Consider the following 13,613-nt stretch of genomic DNA (forward strand, 5'->3'; position numbering starts at 1 on the left):
CGCCCCGATCGAACATGGTTGCATGGCATTCCGGATCGCGCAGGCATCGAGGGGCACCGGTGGCCCGCTCGATTGAGTCGTACGCTCCGATCGGCGATGGCCGCACGGTCGCGCTCGTCGGAGCGAATGGTCGCATCGACTGGCTTCCCCTGCCCAACCTCACGAACGTTCCCGTGTTCGCGCATCTGCTCGACGAGGGTACGGGAGGGTACTTCGAGCTCGCGCCCGACCTCCCCGATGCCGACTACCGCACCGAGCGCCGCTATGTGCCGAACACGAACGTGCTCGAGACGACGTTCGTCACCGCATCGGGCTCGGTGCGCGTCACTGATGCGCTACTCACGGGAGTCGCGGGACGACTCCCGTGGGCAGAGCTCGCGCGCCGCATCGAGGGAGTCAACGGCGAGGTGCTCATGCGCTGGGCGGTGCACCCCGGCACGTCTCTGCAAACAGCGGCGCCCTGGATCGAGTCGACGTCGCACGGGCACGTGGTGCGCAGTGGCGCCACCGCCTTCACCGTTGTCGGCCTCGACCACGGCCCGGCCGATCCCGACGTCGATGGTACGCGGGGGCCGGAGATCGAAGGCTCGTTCGTGACCGGCGAAGGATCGCGGCACCTCATTGCCATCGCCGCCACGCACGACGAGCCGCTGCACTTCCCGAAACCCGAGAACGTCGACATCGGCATCGACCGCACCATCGAGAACTGGAAGCACTGGTCGGACGTGTTCTCGTACGAGGGGCCGTACTCCGAGCTGATGCAGCGCAACGCGCTCGCGCTCAAGCTCCTCATTTACAGCCCGACCGGAGCGATCGCAGCGGCAGCGACGACGTCACTGCCCGAGAACCCCGAGGGTGGCAAGAACTGGGACTACCGTCTCGCCTGGGTTCGCGACCTCGCGTATACGGCGCAATCGCTCGTGCGCTTCGGCCTCCGAGAGGAGACGCAGGCGGCGCTCTCGTGGATGCTGCAGACGATTCGCAAGCGCGGCCCCGAGCTGCACGTGATGTACACGCTCGACGGCGAACTCGTGCCCGAACCGCGCGAGTACCACGTGCCGGGCTGGCGGGGCATTGGCCCCGTCGTGTCCGGCAATCCGGCGAACGACCAGTTGCAGCTCGGCGTCTACGGCGACCTCATCGCGATCTGCCGTACGTACGTGGACGCGGGCAACGTGCTCGACATCGGCACGGCGCGTTTGCTCGCGAGCGTCGCCGATCGCACGTGCGACCTGTGGCGCAACCCCGACGCCGGCATGTGGGAGCTCGGCACCGACCGGCACTACATCTCCTCGAAGATGGGCTGCTGGAAGGCGCTCGACGATGCGGCGGCGCTCGCAGACGCCGAATCGATTCCCGGCTCCGCGCATCGCTGGCGCGCGGAGCGAGACCGCATTCGCGAGTGGATTGACGAGCACGGCTGGTCTGAGAAGCGCGGTTCCTACCTCTTCTACGCGGGGGGCGATGAACTCGACGCCTCGGTGCTGCTGCACGCGCCGACCGGCTTCGACCGCGGCGAGCGCATGTCGGCGACGATCGACGCACTCACCGAAGAACTCGGAGCCGGCCCGCTGCTCTACCGGTACAGCGGTGCGCAGCGCGAAGAGCATACGTTCGTCGCGTGCGCCTTCTGGCGCGTCGAGGCGCTCGCCTGCGTCGGCCGCCATGCCGAGGCGCTCGAGCTGATGGACGCACTGATCGAGTGCGCGAACGATGTGGGCATCTACGCCGAGATGATCGACGCCGAGACCGGATCCGCCTGGGGCAATACGCCGCAGGCGCTCAGTCACCTTGCGTTCCTCGGCGCCGCGATGACGATTCACGACCTCGTTCCCCCAGACATGCTCGCCGGCCGATGACGGCCGCAGCCGGCCCAACAGACCCGAACCAGACCCGAACCAGGAACACGAGTGAAAGGAAACACCATGTCACGTGACCAGTACACCTTCGTCAACCCTGCCGAACTCTACGCGAATATCAAGCCGCAGAAGCAGCACATGCCCGAGCCGGGGCTCGACGCGGACCTCACACCGAAGGCCGATCTCGGCGAGGAGAGTTACCGCGGCAGCGGACGCCTGCAGGGCCGAAAGGCCCTGATCACCGGGGGCGACTCAGGCATCGGAGCCGCGACCGCGATCGCGTTCGCCCGAGAGGGCGCCGACGTCGCGATCTCGTACCTGCCCGAGGAGGAAACCGACGCGCAGCGCATTGCAGGCATTCTGCGGGAGGCGGGAGTTACGGTCGCGACGCTGCCGGGAGATCTGCGCGACGCGGAGTACTGCCGCACGCTCGTCTCCGACGCCGTGTCGCAGCTCGGCGGGCTCGACATCCTCGTCAACAACGGGGGTAAGCAGGTCTATCAGGAGTCGCTCGCCGACCTGAGCGACGAGCAGTTCGACGACACGTTCAAGACGAACGTGTACGCGATGTTCTGGATCACGAAGGCGGCCCTACCGCATCTTGCGCCGGGATCCGCCATCATCAACACCACGTCGATCCAGGCCTACTCGCCGGCCGCGATCCTCGTCGACTATGCGTCGACCAAGGCGACGATCAACGCCTTCTCGAAGGGCCTCGCCGCGCAGCTCGCCCCGAAGGGCATTCGCGTGAACGCGGTCGCCCCCGGCCCGATCTGGACACCGCTGCAGCCGAGCGATGGTCAGCCGCAGGAGAAGATCGAACAGTTCGGCGAAGAGACTCCGCTGGGTCGCATGGGGCAGCCGGCCGAGCTCGCGCCCGCATACGTGTTCCTCGCGTCAGCCGAGGCGAGCTATGTCGCAGGCGAGACCCTCAACGTCAACGGCGGTATGCCCACGCCATGACCATGGATCGCGAGATGCGGCTGTTTCGATCGACGCCCGGAATCCTCATCGAGAGCATCTGGTGGGATGCGCGCACGGAGGAGCTCGTGTGGGTCGATATCGTCGCCGGCCTGCTGCATCGCGGACGTCTCGATGGAGCGGCGGACGGCAGCGAGGATCGCGTGATCCAGCTGCCTCCGCCGGTCTCCGCCGTGCAGCCGGGGCCCGCGGGCGGCTACGTCGTCGCGCTGGAGGACACCGTCGTGCTGCTCGATGCCGACGGCGGCATCGTTCGCGAAGTGGCGCGCCTGCGGCATCGCCGGGAGGGCATGCGCCTGAACGAGGGCAAGGTCGACCCCTTCGGGCGGTTCGTCGTCGGCGGCCTCACCGTCATCGGTGATACGCCTGACGCGGACGTCTGGTCGGTGTCGGCAGACGGTGACGTGAGGGTGCTGCGGGGAGGATTCGGCATCACGAACGGCATCGAGTGGTCTGGCGACGGGAGCACCATGTACGTGACGGATACGTCGACCTCGACGATCTACCGAGGCGCGTACGGCCGGGACGGCCGTCTGGGTGAGCTGAAGCCGTTCGTCTCCGGCCGCCCGAGCGACGGTCTGGCGCTCGCCGCCGACGGAACGTTCTGGAACGGGCTCTACGGCGAGAGCACCGTGGCCCGTTGGTCGGTCGAAGGTGAACTCCTGGAAGAGATCAGTGTGCCCGTGCCGAATGTGACTTCGGTGGCATTCGGGGGGCTCGAACTCGACCAGGTCTTCGTCGGGACCGCGAGAGAGAATCTCACGGAGGAACAACTGCAGTCAGCGCCGGATTCGGGGGCGATCTTCGTGTTCGACGCGGGAGTGCGCGGTCGCCCGGTGCACGAGTTCGGCTCGGGCGCCTCGGGGCGATAGCTTCGACCCGACGCGCTGTGAGCCGCGTCGGGTCGCTTCGGCGGCGGTGCGCCGGGCGCGACGATTCAGTCGCGGTCGAGTCCATCGAGCTCGAAATCCCAACCAGTGGCGTGCAGATCTTCGTCGAGGAGCGGGCCACCGGTGATCGCCTGCGGATAGCTGGGGTGGGTGCGCAAGGCATCGGCCTGCTCCGAGAAATCGGGCTGCTCCTCGCCGTTCCACTTCGCGGGCAGGGAGAGCACGTCGTTTCCCACCCCGATGACGAGGTCAGCGGTACCGACACGGTCGTGATCCTCCGTGATGATGGGGATCCTCACCGCCTCGGCGCGACCGTTCTTGGCGACGGCCGCCGTGAGTTTGACCAGCGCCTCGGCGACGTCGTCAGTGGTCGTGACGGTTTCTCCGGCGTAGGTGATGGTTCTCATGCTGAGACTCTCCCACGCATTTTCCGCGAACATTAGGCGGTTGTGTATTTGGGGGAGCGCCGGGTATACGTGGGAAGAGTGCATGTGCGGGGAGAAAACGGCGAAATGCGAAATGCGCTCTGCCTGAATCCGCGCGAGTGTGCAATGCTGCTTGCATGGGTTTTCTCATTCACGGCGGCAATGACTACGAGTTCGAGGATCGGCTGCTCACGCACCTGAAAACGGTGATCGGTCAAAAGCTGATCAAGCAGGAGAGCTTCTTCCTCAGCTGGACTCGCACCCCCGAGCAGGGGAGCGGCCGCATGTCGGTGTGGCTCTCGCCCTACGTCACGGTCGCGTTCCGCTTCTCGGGAAGCAAGCGCCCTGAACTCAACATGGTCTGGTTGAAGGCGCTGAACTCGCTTTCGAACACCCCGCGCGGCTTGATCGTCATCAGCGAAGAAGAGGCGGAAGCGTACGCGAGGAAGAACCCCGACCTGGTCTGATGACGTTGATCGGCTAAATTCGACCGAGGGCTGTCGCTCTCCCTCCCGCTCCCGCCAATATAGGAGCAGCAGCGATCCCGAGCGTCGGGGGTAGCGCGCGCTGGGCGGGGGCGATATGGCGGACATACCGTGGACGATCCTCGCGTGCCTCGCGTATACCGCGAACATCTGCATCGGCACGGTGAGTTTGCGCGGCCGTCGCGTTCCGCGCTCGTGGCACGGTCGCGTCTTTCTCGTTGCGCTCGCGCTCACGGCAATCGCGGCGGCGACGTCGTTTCCTGAGCACCCCGTTCGCGGCGCAGCGCTGATGGTCGCGTTGGCACCGCTCCTCGCCTTACCGTTCGTCGGCCGTCCGGTACGGCGCAGGCCGAGCACGCACATCGGCATCGGTCTGGTGGCGGCCCCGTGCTTCGCGATCGCGTTGCTGCTCTGGGCGGCGTCGGTACTATGACGCTGCATCGTGGGTGACGTTCAGCAGAAATGGAAGGAAGGCGTGCATGGAGTTTCGCGACGTGCTGTTCAATCGGAGAACGACGAACGGGCCGTTTCTGCCGGATCCGGTGTCCGAGGAGCATCAGCGTCTGCTGATCGCCGCAGCGGCCTCCGCTCCATCGCAGTTCAACAGCCAGCCGTGGCGCTTCGTGGTGATCGAGGATCGCGACACGATCGACACCATCGCTCGAGTGAGTGGAGAATCGATGACCGCGGTCATCGGTGAAGGCTCGTTCTTCACGCGCTACAAACGTCACTTCAGATTCAGTGCGGAGGAGATGGCGGAGCACCGTTCCGGCATGTACTTCGACAAGCTGCCCGCCCCGCTGCGCCCGTTCACGAAAGCAGTGTTCACGGCCTCGGGGCTGGCGATGATGCGCATGCTGAGAGTGCCGCAGACACTGGGCGAGGAGAACCGCAAACTGGTCGCCGGATCGCCGCTGATCTTCGGCGTCATGCTCGACCGATCGGAGCGCAACGCCCACCCGCTCGCCGACTTCTACTGCCAGTTCAGCATGGGTGCTGCGGTCGAGAACATCTGGTTGACGACGGTGGAGCTCGGAATGGGCATTCAGTTCATCTCGTTCCCCATGGAGGCGCCTGAGCAGTGGGAGCGGTTGACGAAACTGCTCGACGTTCCCGACCACCTGGAATTGATGGCGCTCTACCGGCTCGGGTACGTGCCGCAGGATCAGCGTCGGCCGAAGATCGACTGGTCGAGCCGGGAGCGCCGCCCGCCATCGCAGTTCGTGTACCGCGAGACCTGCCGCACGCCGCAGCAGGGGTGGGACGAGGCGGCCCTGTGAGCGCACGAAGACGTCGAACGCGCCGCGTGCTCGGCATCATCGCAGGTTCCGTCGCGGCGGTGCTGGTACTCGCCGTCGCCGGATTCGTGATCTGGGCCAATAACACGTATCCCGCCGAGCCCGAGGCGCTCGCCGAGGTGGCTCACGACGAGCGCGTGATGGTTGCCGAGCGCGACGGGGTCATCGTGATGTCGCCGTCGGAGCAGGCCATGTCGGAGCAAGCGGAGCCGAGCGGGTTGGTCTTCTTCGCGGGGGCGAAGGTCGAACCGGAAGCGTACGCAGCCACATTCCGCGAGACGGTCGCGGCGGGGCAGACGGTGGTCATCGTGCAGTCGTTGCTGAACCTGCCGCTCTTCGAGACGCGACCGCTGAGCGATTTCACGAGCCTCGCCCCCGAAGTCGATTCCTGGGCGGTCGGAGGCCACAGCATGGGCGGCGTCAAGGCGTGCATGTTCGCCGACTCGGAGCCCGAAGTCGTCGAGGCGCTCGTGCTCTTCGCGTCCTACTGCGCAGACGACTCCCTCGCGAGCCGTGACGATCTTGTCGTGCTGTCGCTCTCGGCGACGAATGACGGGTTGGCGACGCCGGAGAAGATCGAGGCATCGATTGCCGACCTCCCCGAGCGCACCCGATTCGAAGCGATCGAGGGCGCCGTGCACGCGCAATTCGGAGCGTACGGCGAACAGCCCGGAGATGGAACGCCGACGATCTCCGATGAGCAGGCGAGGGTCGAGATCACCAAGGCTCTCGAAGCCCTCGTCGGCGCTTAGTTTGGCGCTGAGTCGTCGGCGGTGCCTTTCGCCCGTCGACCGGGCTTGAACCACCCCGAGGCCTCGTCTGCATCACCGCGCTGGTAGACATCGGGAATGCCATCGCCGTCAGCGTCGAGCGCGTCCCGCAGTGCCATGCGCCGATAGCGACGGTTTCGGGAACCGAGGAGCAGCGAGGCGAGAATCGCCGCGACGATGGAAGCGCTGAGAATCGCGACCTTCGCGATGTCGTGCTCCTGCGTTCCCGGGGCGAACGTGAGTTCGGCGATGAGCAGTGACACGGTGAACCCGATGCCGGCGAGCAACCCGACGCCGACCATGTCGACCCAGCGAAGCTCGGGATCCAGCTTGGCGCGCAGCACTTTCGTCGTCACCCACGTCGACGCGAGAATGCCGATCGGCTTGCCGATCACGAGCGCCGCCATGATCGCGAACGTGAGCGGATGCGTGAAGGCATCGCGCAGTCCGTCGGCACCGCCGAGGGAGACGCCGGCCGCGAAGAACGCGAACACGGGCACCGCGAACCCGGCGGAGATCGGCCGGAACCGATGCTCGAACTGCTCGGCGAGGCCCGGCGCTGCGGGAGCCTCGTCGCGCGAGACCTTCCGGTGCAGCACGGGGATCGCGAAGCCCAGAAGCACGCCCGCAATCGTTGCGTGGATGCCCGACGCGTGCATCAGTGCCCAGGCCACCGCACCGACGGGGAGCAGAATGCACCAGGCCGCGGAGGCGTGACGGCTGAAGAACGCTCGGAACCGCTGCGCCACCACGCCGTAGATCACGATCACGGCGACCGCGAGGATCAGCGGGACGACCTCGATGTGGTCGGTGTAGAAGAGCGCGATGATGCTGATCGCGAGAAGATCGTCGACCACCGCGAGTGTGAGCAGGAAGATGCGAAGGGCGGGTGGCAGGTGCGAACCGATGATCGCGAGCACCGCGACCGCGAAGGCGATGTCGGTTGCCGTGGGGATGGCCCAGCCGTGGTGCAACTCGGGTCGCTGCGAGGCGATCGCCGTGTAGATCAGTGCGGGAACGAGCACGCCGCCCGCGGCCGCCATGATCGGAACGATGGCGGTGCGGAAATTGCGCAGATCACCGTCGACGAACTCGCGTTTGAGCTCGAGGCCGACGAGGAAGAAGAAGATGGCGAGCAGGCCATCCGCGGCCCAGGTGCCGAGACTCAACTTGAGGTGCCACGGCTCGTAGCCGATCTCGAAATCGCGGAGGGCGACGTAGGCGTCTGACCACGGCGAATTCGCCCAGATGATCGCTATGGCGGCAGCGATGACGAGCAGAATGCCGCCGACGGTCTCCTTGCGCAGCAGTGTCGTGATGCGCCCGGCTTCGCGATAGCTCCCGTACTCGGGAAACGTCGATTCGGGCTGCGGTTGTGGATGCGCCATAGTGCCTTCCGTGTGGTGGTCGTCGGGATCTTCCCGGCACACCGTTCTCTCGCCGCAACGAGGCAAACAGGCTTCAATCATACCCGTGCTAGGTGCGCCGCTTGTGGCGCAGCCCGGTGTGCTCCTGACATCGGCGGGGGCACGCGAGTAGAGTCGGGTGCGTCGTGCGGGAAGCGGGATCGACTTGTGCCCGAATGCAGGAACGAAATGAGCGGGAGGGCCGTGTCGTGAGCGAGGCGTCGCGGGGTGAGATGTCCGCGGTCAGGGGATTCGTGCACCAGGCCGGTGCGCGCACTCGGTATCTTGCCGGGCACGCCCCCGCTCGCATCGCGATCCTCATCTTTTCCGCCGCGGTTGTGGTCTTCAGCGCCGTGCTGATGCTGCCGATCTCGAGTGCACGAAGCATCGTGACTCCGCTCGCCGACGCCGTATTCACCGCAGTATCGGCCCTCACGGTGACCGGGCTCACGACGGTGGACACCGCTGAGCACTGGTCTGGGTTCGGGCAGGCGGTGATCCTCGTCGCCATACAAGCCGGGGGTCTCGGCGTTGTGACCATCGCGCTGCTGCTCATGATGATGGTGACGCGCAGCCTCGGTGTGAGCAGCCGCGTATTCGCGAAGGAGACGATCGGCACCTCCGGTCTCGGCGATGTGCGTCATCTGCTGCGCACCGTCGTCGCCACGACCTTCATCGTCGAGGGCATCTTGATGCTCGTGCTCGTGCCGGCCTTCAGCGTCGAGGAGCAATCCATTGCGAAAGGGCTGTGGTTCGGGGCGTTCTACGCGATCTCCGCGTTCGGCAATGCCGGGTTCTCGCCGCATGCGGGCGGGTTGACCGGCTTCGCCGACAATCCCTGGATCCTGGTGCCGCTCGCCGTGGGCGTGTTCGTCGGGAGTTTCGGTTTCCCGGTCTTTCTCAACCTGATCCGCGCCAGGTGGGCGCGGAAGCGCTGGACCCTGCATACGAAGCTCACCCTCATCACCACGACCGTTCTGCTGATCTTCGGCGCCGTCAGCTGGGCGAGCTTCGAGTGGTCGAACGAGGCGACGGTGGGTGACGAGTCGCCGATGAGCAAGATCGGGCACGCGCTCTTCGCGTCGACGATGCTGCGATCTGGCGGGTTCTCGCTGGTCGACATGGAATCTGCGACGTCGACCACGATGCTGCTCAGCGATGCCCTCATGTTCGTCGGAGGGGGTTCGGGATCGACGGCGGGCGGCATCAAGGTGACGACGCTCGCCGTGCTGTTCCTCGCAATCGTCGCTGAGGCGCGCGGCACCGAGAACACGAATGCGCTCGGGCGCAGGATCCCGAATGGCGCCCTGAGGCTCGCCATCAGCGTCATCTTCCTCGGCGCGACGCTCGTGCTGATCGCGACCGGCCTGCTGACCACCGTGACCGATGCGCGTCTCGACCGCATTCTGTTCGAAGTGATATCGGCGTTCGCCACGTGCGGGCTGTCGGTCGGCATCTCGGCAGAGGTCGGGCCCTTCGGCAAGTACGTGCTGTCGGCATTGATGCTGATCGGCCGAGTCGGGCCGATCGCGCTCGCCTCAGCCCTCGCACTGCGGCAGCGCCGCGAGATGTTCTCGTACCCCGAGGAGCGCCCGGTCATCGGGTGATGCCCAGACGGAACGAGCAATGCCCCGTTCCCCCAGCAGAAAGAGGTTGCGCATGTCGGTCGACAACGTGTCAGAAGCTCGTGTCGCGCTCATCACCGGCGCCGGCAGCGCCGCAGGTATCGGGTTCGCCGCCGCACAGGCGCTCGCGACATCGGGGTATCGGCTGGGCATCGCTGCCACGTCGTCGCGCATCGAAGAGCGCGCGGCCGAGCTGCGAGCGCTGGGTGCCGAAGTGGTGACCGTGGTCGCCGATCTCACTCACCCCACCGAAGCGGATCGCGCGGTGGGTGAGGTGCTCGCTGCGTTCGGGCGGCTCGACGTGCTCGTGAACAACGCGGGCATGACGTCGGTCAGTGAGCCCGAGCAGCCCGCGGGCATTCGTGAGATTTCTGATGCGCAGTGGAATGCCGCACTCCGCAGAAACCTCGACACGATGCTTTTCGTGACGCGCGCGGCGACGCCGGCGCTGATGCGCAGCGAGGCGGGCCGCGTGGTGAATGTCGCCTCGCTCTCCGGGCCGGTGACGGCGTATGCGGGCGATATCGCCTATCACGCGGCGAAGGCCGGGGCGGTCGGGCTCACCCGGGCTGCGGCCATCGACCTCGCGGCTCACGGCGTCACCGTCAACGCGGTGGCGCCGGGGTGGATCGCCACGGGCTCGTCCACTCCCCACGAGCTACGCATGGGCGACGCGACGCCGGTCGGACGGTCGGGGCGGCCCGACGAGGTGGCGAGTGCGATCGTCTGGCTCGCCGGCGTGGATGCCTCGTACGTCACCGGCCAGGTCATCGTCGTCGACGGCGGAAACTCGATTATGGAGGATCGCGGCGGCGCGTGAGCCGGGTGAGTCGCCGACGCGACGATCGAAACGGATGCGCATGTGTTTATATGTGCGTATGAGTGAAGATCTCGAAGCTGCCGCCGAGCTGTTCAAGGCCCTGTCATCGGCCTCGCGCCTGCGCCTTTTGACGATTCTCGCCGAGGCGCCCGCGACGGTGAGCAAGCTGGCTGAAGCGAGTGGGCTTTCTCAGCCGCTGGTGTCGCAGCATCTGCGCACCCTGCGGGCAGGGGGCCTCGTCTCGGTGCATCGCGAGGGGCGGGAGGCGCGGTACGAGCTGGCCGACCTGCACGTCGCCCACATCGTGGCGGACGCGGTGAAGCACGCGCTCGAGTTGCGATAAGAACGGTTCTCATTAACTGCACATATTGCAATTTGTTTATATGTGTGGTCGACTAGAGGTGTTCGCGCCACAGGCGAACGTACAGACGAACGTTGAGAGACGCACTTGAGAGGTTGACCCATGAGCACCACTGAGACCCACGCAGAGCACACCGTCGCCGACCACGAGCACGGCCCCGCATGCGGCCACGAGACCGTGACGCATGATGACCACGTCGACTACGTCCACGACGGGCACAAGCACGCCGCGCACGGCGACCACTACGACGAGCACTAAACGCAACGTGCGGCAGTACGCCGCGCAGGGGCCTGATGTGAGCGCCCGACACAACAGAGAGCCAGCGGAATCCGCTGGCTCTCTGTCTTGTATGCGAGCATGCGGCCGGCGCGCTCACGAACTCGCCGGTCGCTGCCGCGACGGCTCAGTAGTGCGCCGGGGGATCGCTCCCGGGGAAGGAATCCTCGCCCCACTCATCGGCTACGGCGTCCGCGTGCTCGTGCGAAACCTCGTCCGAGCCCGGGTTCTCCGCGATGTCGTCGCGCTTCTCGGCGTTCTCGGTGATGTCTTGCGACTCTTCGGATCCGGGTACCTGCTCATCGTCAGTGCGCTCTGTCATGAGTGCTCCTTCCTCTTCCTACCTCGCGCGGCGAAGATCTCGCCCCGCTGTACTCCCATCGTCGAAGCGTGCGTGCTCCTGCGCAAGCCCCTGGCACTTCGAGTCTTCGGTGTGCGTAGCGGCCGATCGTCGCAGCGCCCGGCCCGCGCTGCTCCCGGCGCACAGCGCGGGCGGGGTCAGATCCAGCCCTGCTGCCAGGCATGCTCGGCCGCATCTTGCCGGCTGCTCATGCCGAGCTTGGTCATCGCCGCGGAGAGGTAGTTGCGTACGGTGCCGGGTGACAGGAACAGCGCTCCCGCGATGTCGCGCACGTTCGAGTGCGCCCGGGTGGCGCGCAGCACATCGAGTTCCCGTTCGGTGAGCGGGCAGTGCTCCGCGGCCAACGCGGCGGCCGCGATCTCGGGATCGATGTAGCGCTTTCCCGAGGCGACATCGCGGATAACTTTCGCAAGCTCGCCGGCGGGTGTCGACTTCGGCACGAATCCGGCGATTTTCGCGGCGAGGGCGCGCCGCAGCACGCCGGGCCTCGCGTGTCGCGTGACGATGATGATTCGCGTTTCCGGTGCCTCCGCCGCGATGAGCGCCGCGGCCTCGATGCCATCGGTGCCGGGCATCTCGAGGTCGAGCAGGCAGACGTCGGGTCGAAGTTCGATCGCGAGCGCGGCTGCTGTCGCGCCGTTGTCTGCCCCGGTGATGACGTCGATATCTGGTTCGAGCTCGAGCAGCGCCTCCAGGGCGCTTCTGATCAGCTGCTCGTCGTCGGCGATGAGCAGTCGAATCGAATCGTTCATTGGGCTCCTCCACGTCGATCGTCGCCGGGTATCCAAACGCTGAGCTCGAAACACTCGGCGCCCTCCGCAACGCTGCGATCGACGGCGAGGGTGCCGCCGATTGCGGCGACGCGGTCGCGAAGCCCTGCGAGGCCCGAGCCGCCATGGCTATCTGCGGGGTCCACCGCATCACCGACCCCGTTGTTCGTGATGGTGAGCGCGTAGCCGTCGCGATCAGATGCGAGTTCAATCGTCGCCCGGGTGGCGGTGCTGTGGCGGAGAATGTTCGTAGTCGCCTCTCGCACCGCGAACCCGAGCACGCGTTGGGCTGCGGGGTCTCTGGGGATGTCGGTGATCTCGAGTGCGCACGCGGCTCCCGAGAGCGACAGCACTTCACGCGCGTTCTCGAGCTCGTCGGCGAAGTCGATGTCTCGGAGCCCGGCGACGAGCGATCTGGTCTCTTCCATCGCGTGCTTGGCGGTGAGGCGTATCTCGGTGAGCTGCGCCGCCGTGCGCGCGGTGTCGGCGCCCAGTGTGCGTTCGGCGAGCTCGGCCTGCAGGGCGATGACTTGCAGGTGGTGGCCCTGGATGTCGTGGAGGTCGGCGGCGAAGCGCAGCCGTTCCTGGGTCACGGCGAGCTTTGCCGCGAGCACGCGGGCTTCGTCGAGTCGCCTGATGATTCGCCACATCCACAGGCTGGTGAACAACATGAAGGGGAGCATCGCGCCGTAGAGGAGGACGAGTCCGTGAGACAGGCCGACGGGCTGCGCGATGATGGGGCGGTCCCAGAGGACGTGCCACAGTGCGGGGATCGCGGTCGCTCCCAGCATGATTCCGGTCACGATCCATCGGCGACTCCCGGGGAGGGCGGCCGCGAAGAGTACGCCCGAGAACCAGATCTGCGCCGCTGCGTACACCGACAGCTCGGGCACTGCGAAGGCGAGGGCCCAGGAGAGCACGGCGGGCGCGAAGAGCGCGATGGTCCACGCGCGCGGCGGGACCGGGCCGAAGTCGTCGTCGCGCAGGAACCAGCAGTAGCGAATCCTCGCTGCCGCGGCGAGCAAGCCGGAGATCAGCAGGGCAAGCACGAGCGGATCACGCGTCGCAGTGAAGTCGGCCAGGTAGTCGAACGCGATGATCGCGTCGATGATGATGAACAGGAACACGATCGAACCGAGCGTGTAGTTCCACGTCGCGGTGACGCCGGCTCCTGGCGCGCGATGGGTGTCGGCGGATTTCATAGCCTCCTCAGCCTACGAGTATGTCGGGGCGCCCGGTCGGCAATGCGCCGCTGCATGACACATGTCACGGTCGGAACGTGGACA

General features: G+C 66.4%; 16 protein-coding genes. 11 read left to right on the plus strand and 5 right to left on the minus strand.

Annotated features, from left to right (window positions below; all coding sequences use genetic code 11):
* The first annotated feature begins 14 nt into the window (after window positions 1–14).
* From AB0O71_RS11280 to AB0O71_RS11290, 3 genes are all read left to right on the plus strand, one after another.
* Complete coding sequence (locus tag AB0O71_RS11280) at window positions 15–1,859, plus strand: glycoside hydrolase family 15 protein (protein ID WP_363745306.1); 1,845 nt, start codon at window positions 15–17, stop codon at window positions 1,857–1,859.
* 66 nt (window positions 1,860–1,925) lie between these two features.
* The gene (locus AB0O71_RS11285) at window positions 1,926–2,822 is read left to right on the plus strand and encodes an SDR family oxidoreductase (RefSeq protein ID WP_363745308.1); all 897 of its coding nucleotides are present in this window, start codon (window positions 1,926–1,928) and stop codon (window positions 2,820–2,822) included.
* Entirely contained in the window at window positions 2,819–3,712 is an 894-nt protein-coding gene (locus tag AB0O71_RS11290) for an SMP-30/gluconolactonase/LRE family protein (protein WP_363745310.1), read from the plus strand. Before AB0O71_RS11285 ends, AB0O71_RS11290 begins: the two co-directional genes overlap by 4 nt.
* 65 nt (window positions 3,713–3,777) lie before the next feature.
* Here AB0O71_RS11290 and AB0O71_RS11295 read toward each other — a convergent pair whose 3' ends face one another.
* Window positions 3,778–4,137, minus strand: a complete 360-nt coding sequence (locus tag AB0O71_RS11295; RefSeq protein ID WP_363745312.1) for a hypothetical protein — start codon at window positions 4,135–4,137, stop codon at window positions 3,778–3,780.
* Window positions 4,138–4,292: 155 nt separating this feature from the next.
* Here AB0O71_RS11295 and AB0O71_RS11300 point away from each other — a divergent pair, with 155 nt between their 5' ends.
* From AB0O71_RS11300 to AB0O71_RS11315, 4 genes are all read left to right on the plus strand, one after another.
* Window positions 4,293–4,622, plus strand: a complete 330-nt coding sequence (locus tag AB0O71_RS11300) for a hypothetical protein (RefSeq protein WP_363745314.1) — start codon at window positions 4,293–4,295, stop codon at window positions 4,620–4,622.
* Window positions 4,623–4,737: 115 nt separating this feature from the next.
* Window positions 4,738–5,073 (plus strand): hypothetical protein, encoded by a 336-nt coding sequence (locus AB0O71_RS11305; protein WP_363745316.1) that lies wholly within the window; start codon window positions 4,738–4,740, stop codon window positions 5,071–5,073.
* A 46-nt stretch (window positions 5,074–5,119) separates the two neighbouring features.
* Entirely contained in the window at window positions 5,120–5,920 is an 801-nt protein-coding gene (locus AB0O71_RS11310) for a nitroreductase family protein (protein WP_363745318.1), read from the plus strand.
* On the plus strand, window positions 5,917–6,690 hold the full coding sequence (locus AB0O71_RS11315) for an alpha/beta hydrolase (protein ID WP_363745320.1): 774 nt from the start codon (window positions 5,917–5,919) through the stop codon (window positions 6,688–6,690). Before AB0O71_RS11310 ends, AB0O71_RS11315 begins: the two co-directional genes overlap by 4 nt.
* On the opposite strand, the gene nhaA is transcribed toward AB0O71_RS11315, so the two are convergent.
* Entirely contained in the window at window positions 6,687–8,096 is a 1,410-nt protein-coding gene (gene nhaA / locus AB0O71_RS11320; protein WP_363745322.1) for a Na+/H+ antiporter NhaA, read from the minus strand. The two genes, AB0O71_RS11315 and nhaA, sit on opposite strands and share 4 nt — an antisense overlap.
* Before the next feature lie 194 nt (window positions 8,097–8,290).
* Between nhaA and AB0O71_RS11325 the strand changes: the two genes are divergently transcribed.
* The 4 genes from AB0O71_RS11325 to AB0O71_RS11340 all read left to right on the plus strand — a co-directional run bounded on the left by AB0O71_RS11325 (window position 8,291) and on the right by AB0O71_RS11340 (window position 11,178).
* Window positions 8,291–9,721, plus strand: a complete 1,431-nt coding sequence (locus AB0O71_RS11325; RefSeq protein ID WP_363745324.1) for a potassium transporter TrkG — start codon at window positions 8,291–8,293, stop codon at window positions 9,719–9,721.
* Between the two features lie 52 nt (window positions 9,722–9,773).
* Window positions 9,774–10,559 carry an SDR family NAD(P)-dependent oxidoreductase gene (locus AB0O71_RS11330; RefSeq protein ID WP_363745326.1) on the plus strand — a complete coding sequence of 262 codons (786 nt, stop codon included), beginning with the start codon at window positions 9,774–9,776 and terminating at the stop codon, window positions 10,557–10,559.
* Window positions 10,560–10,617: 58 nt separating this feature from the next.
* Window positions 10,618–10,902, plus strand: a complete 285-nt coding sequence (locus tag AB0O71_RS11335; RefSeq protein WP_363745328.1) for a metalloregulator ArsR/SmtB family transcription factor — start codon at window positions 10,618–10,620, stop codon at window positions 10,900–10,902.
* A 120-nt stretch (window positions 10,903–11,022) separates the two neighbouring features.
* A complete protein-coding gene (locus AB0O71_RS11340; RefSeq protein WP_363745330.1) occupies window positions 11,023–11,178 on the plus strand; it encodes a zinc transporter permease in 156 nt (51 codons plus the stop codon).
* Between the two features lie 145 nt (window positions 11,179–11,323).
* On the opposite strand, the gene AB0O71_RS11345 is transcribed toward AB0O71_RS11340, so the two are convergent.
* From AB0O71_RS11345 to AB0O71_RS11355, 3 genes are all read right to left on the minus strand, one after another.
* Window positions 11,324–11,518, minus strand: a complete 195-nt coding sequence (locus AB0O71_RS11345) for a hypothetical protein (RefSeq protein WP_363745332.1) — start codon at window positions 11,516–11,518, stop codon at window positions 11,324–11,326.
* Between the two features lie 176 nt (window positions 11,519–11,694).
* Entirely contained in the window at window positions 11,695–12,309 is a 615-nt protein-coding gene (locus tag AB0O71_RS11350) for a response regulator transcription factor (RefSeq protein WP_363745334.1), read from the minus strand.
* Window positions 12,306–13,529 (minus strand): histidine kinase, encoded by a 1,224-nt coding sequence (locus AB0O71_RS11355; protein ID WP_363745336.1) that lies wholly within the window; start codon window positions 13,527–13,529, stop codon window positions 12,306–12,308. Before AB0O71_RS11355 ends, AB0O71_RS11350 begins: the two co-directional genes overlap by 4 nt.
* Window positions 13,530–13,613: the final 84 nt, after the last annotated feature.

Origin of the sequence: Leucobacter sp. NPDC077196, from assembly GCF_040687075.1 — a bacterium.
Classification (GTDB): domain Bacteria; phylum Actinomycetota; class Actinomycetes; order Actinomycetales; family Microbacteriaceae; genus Leucobacter.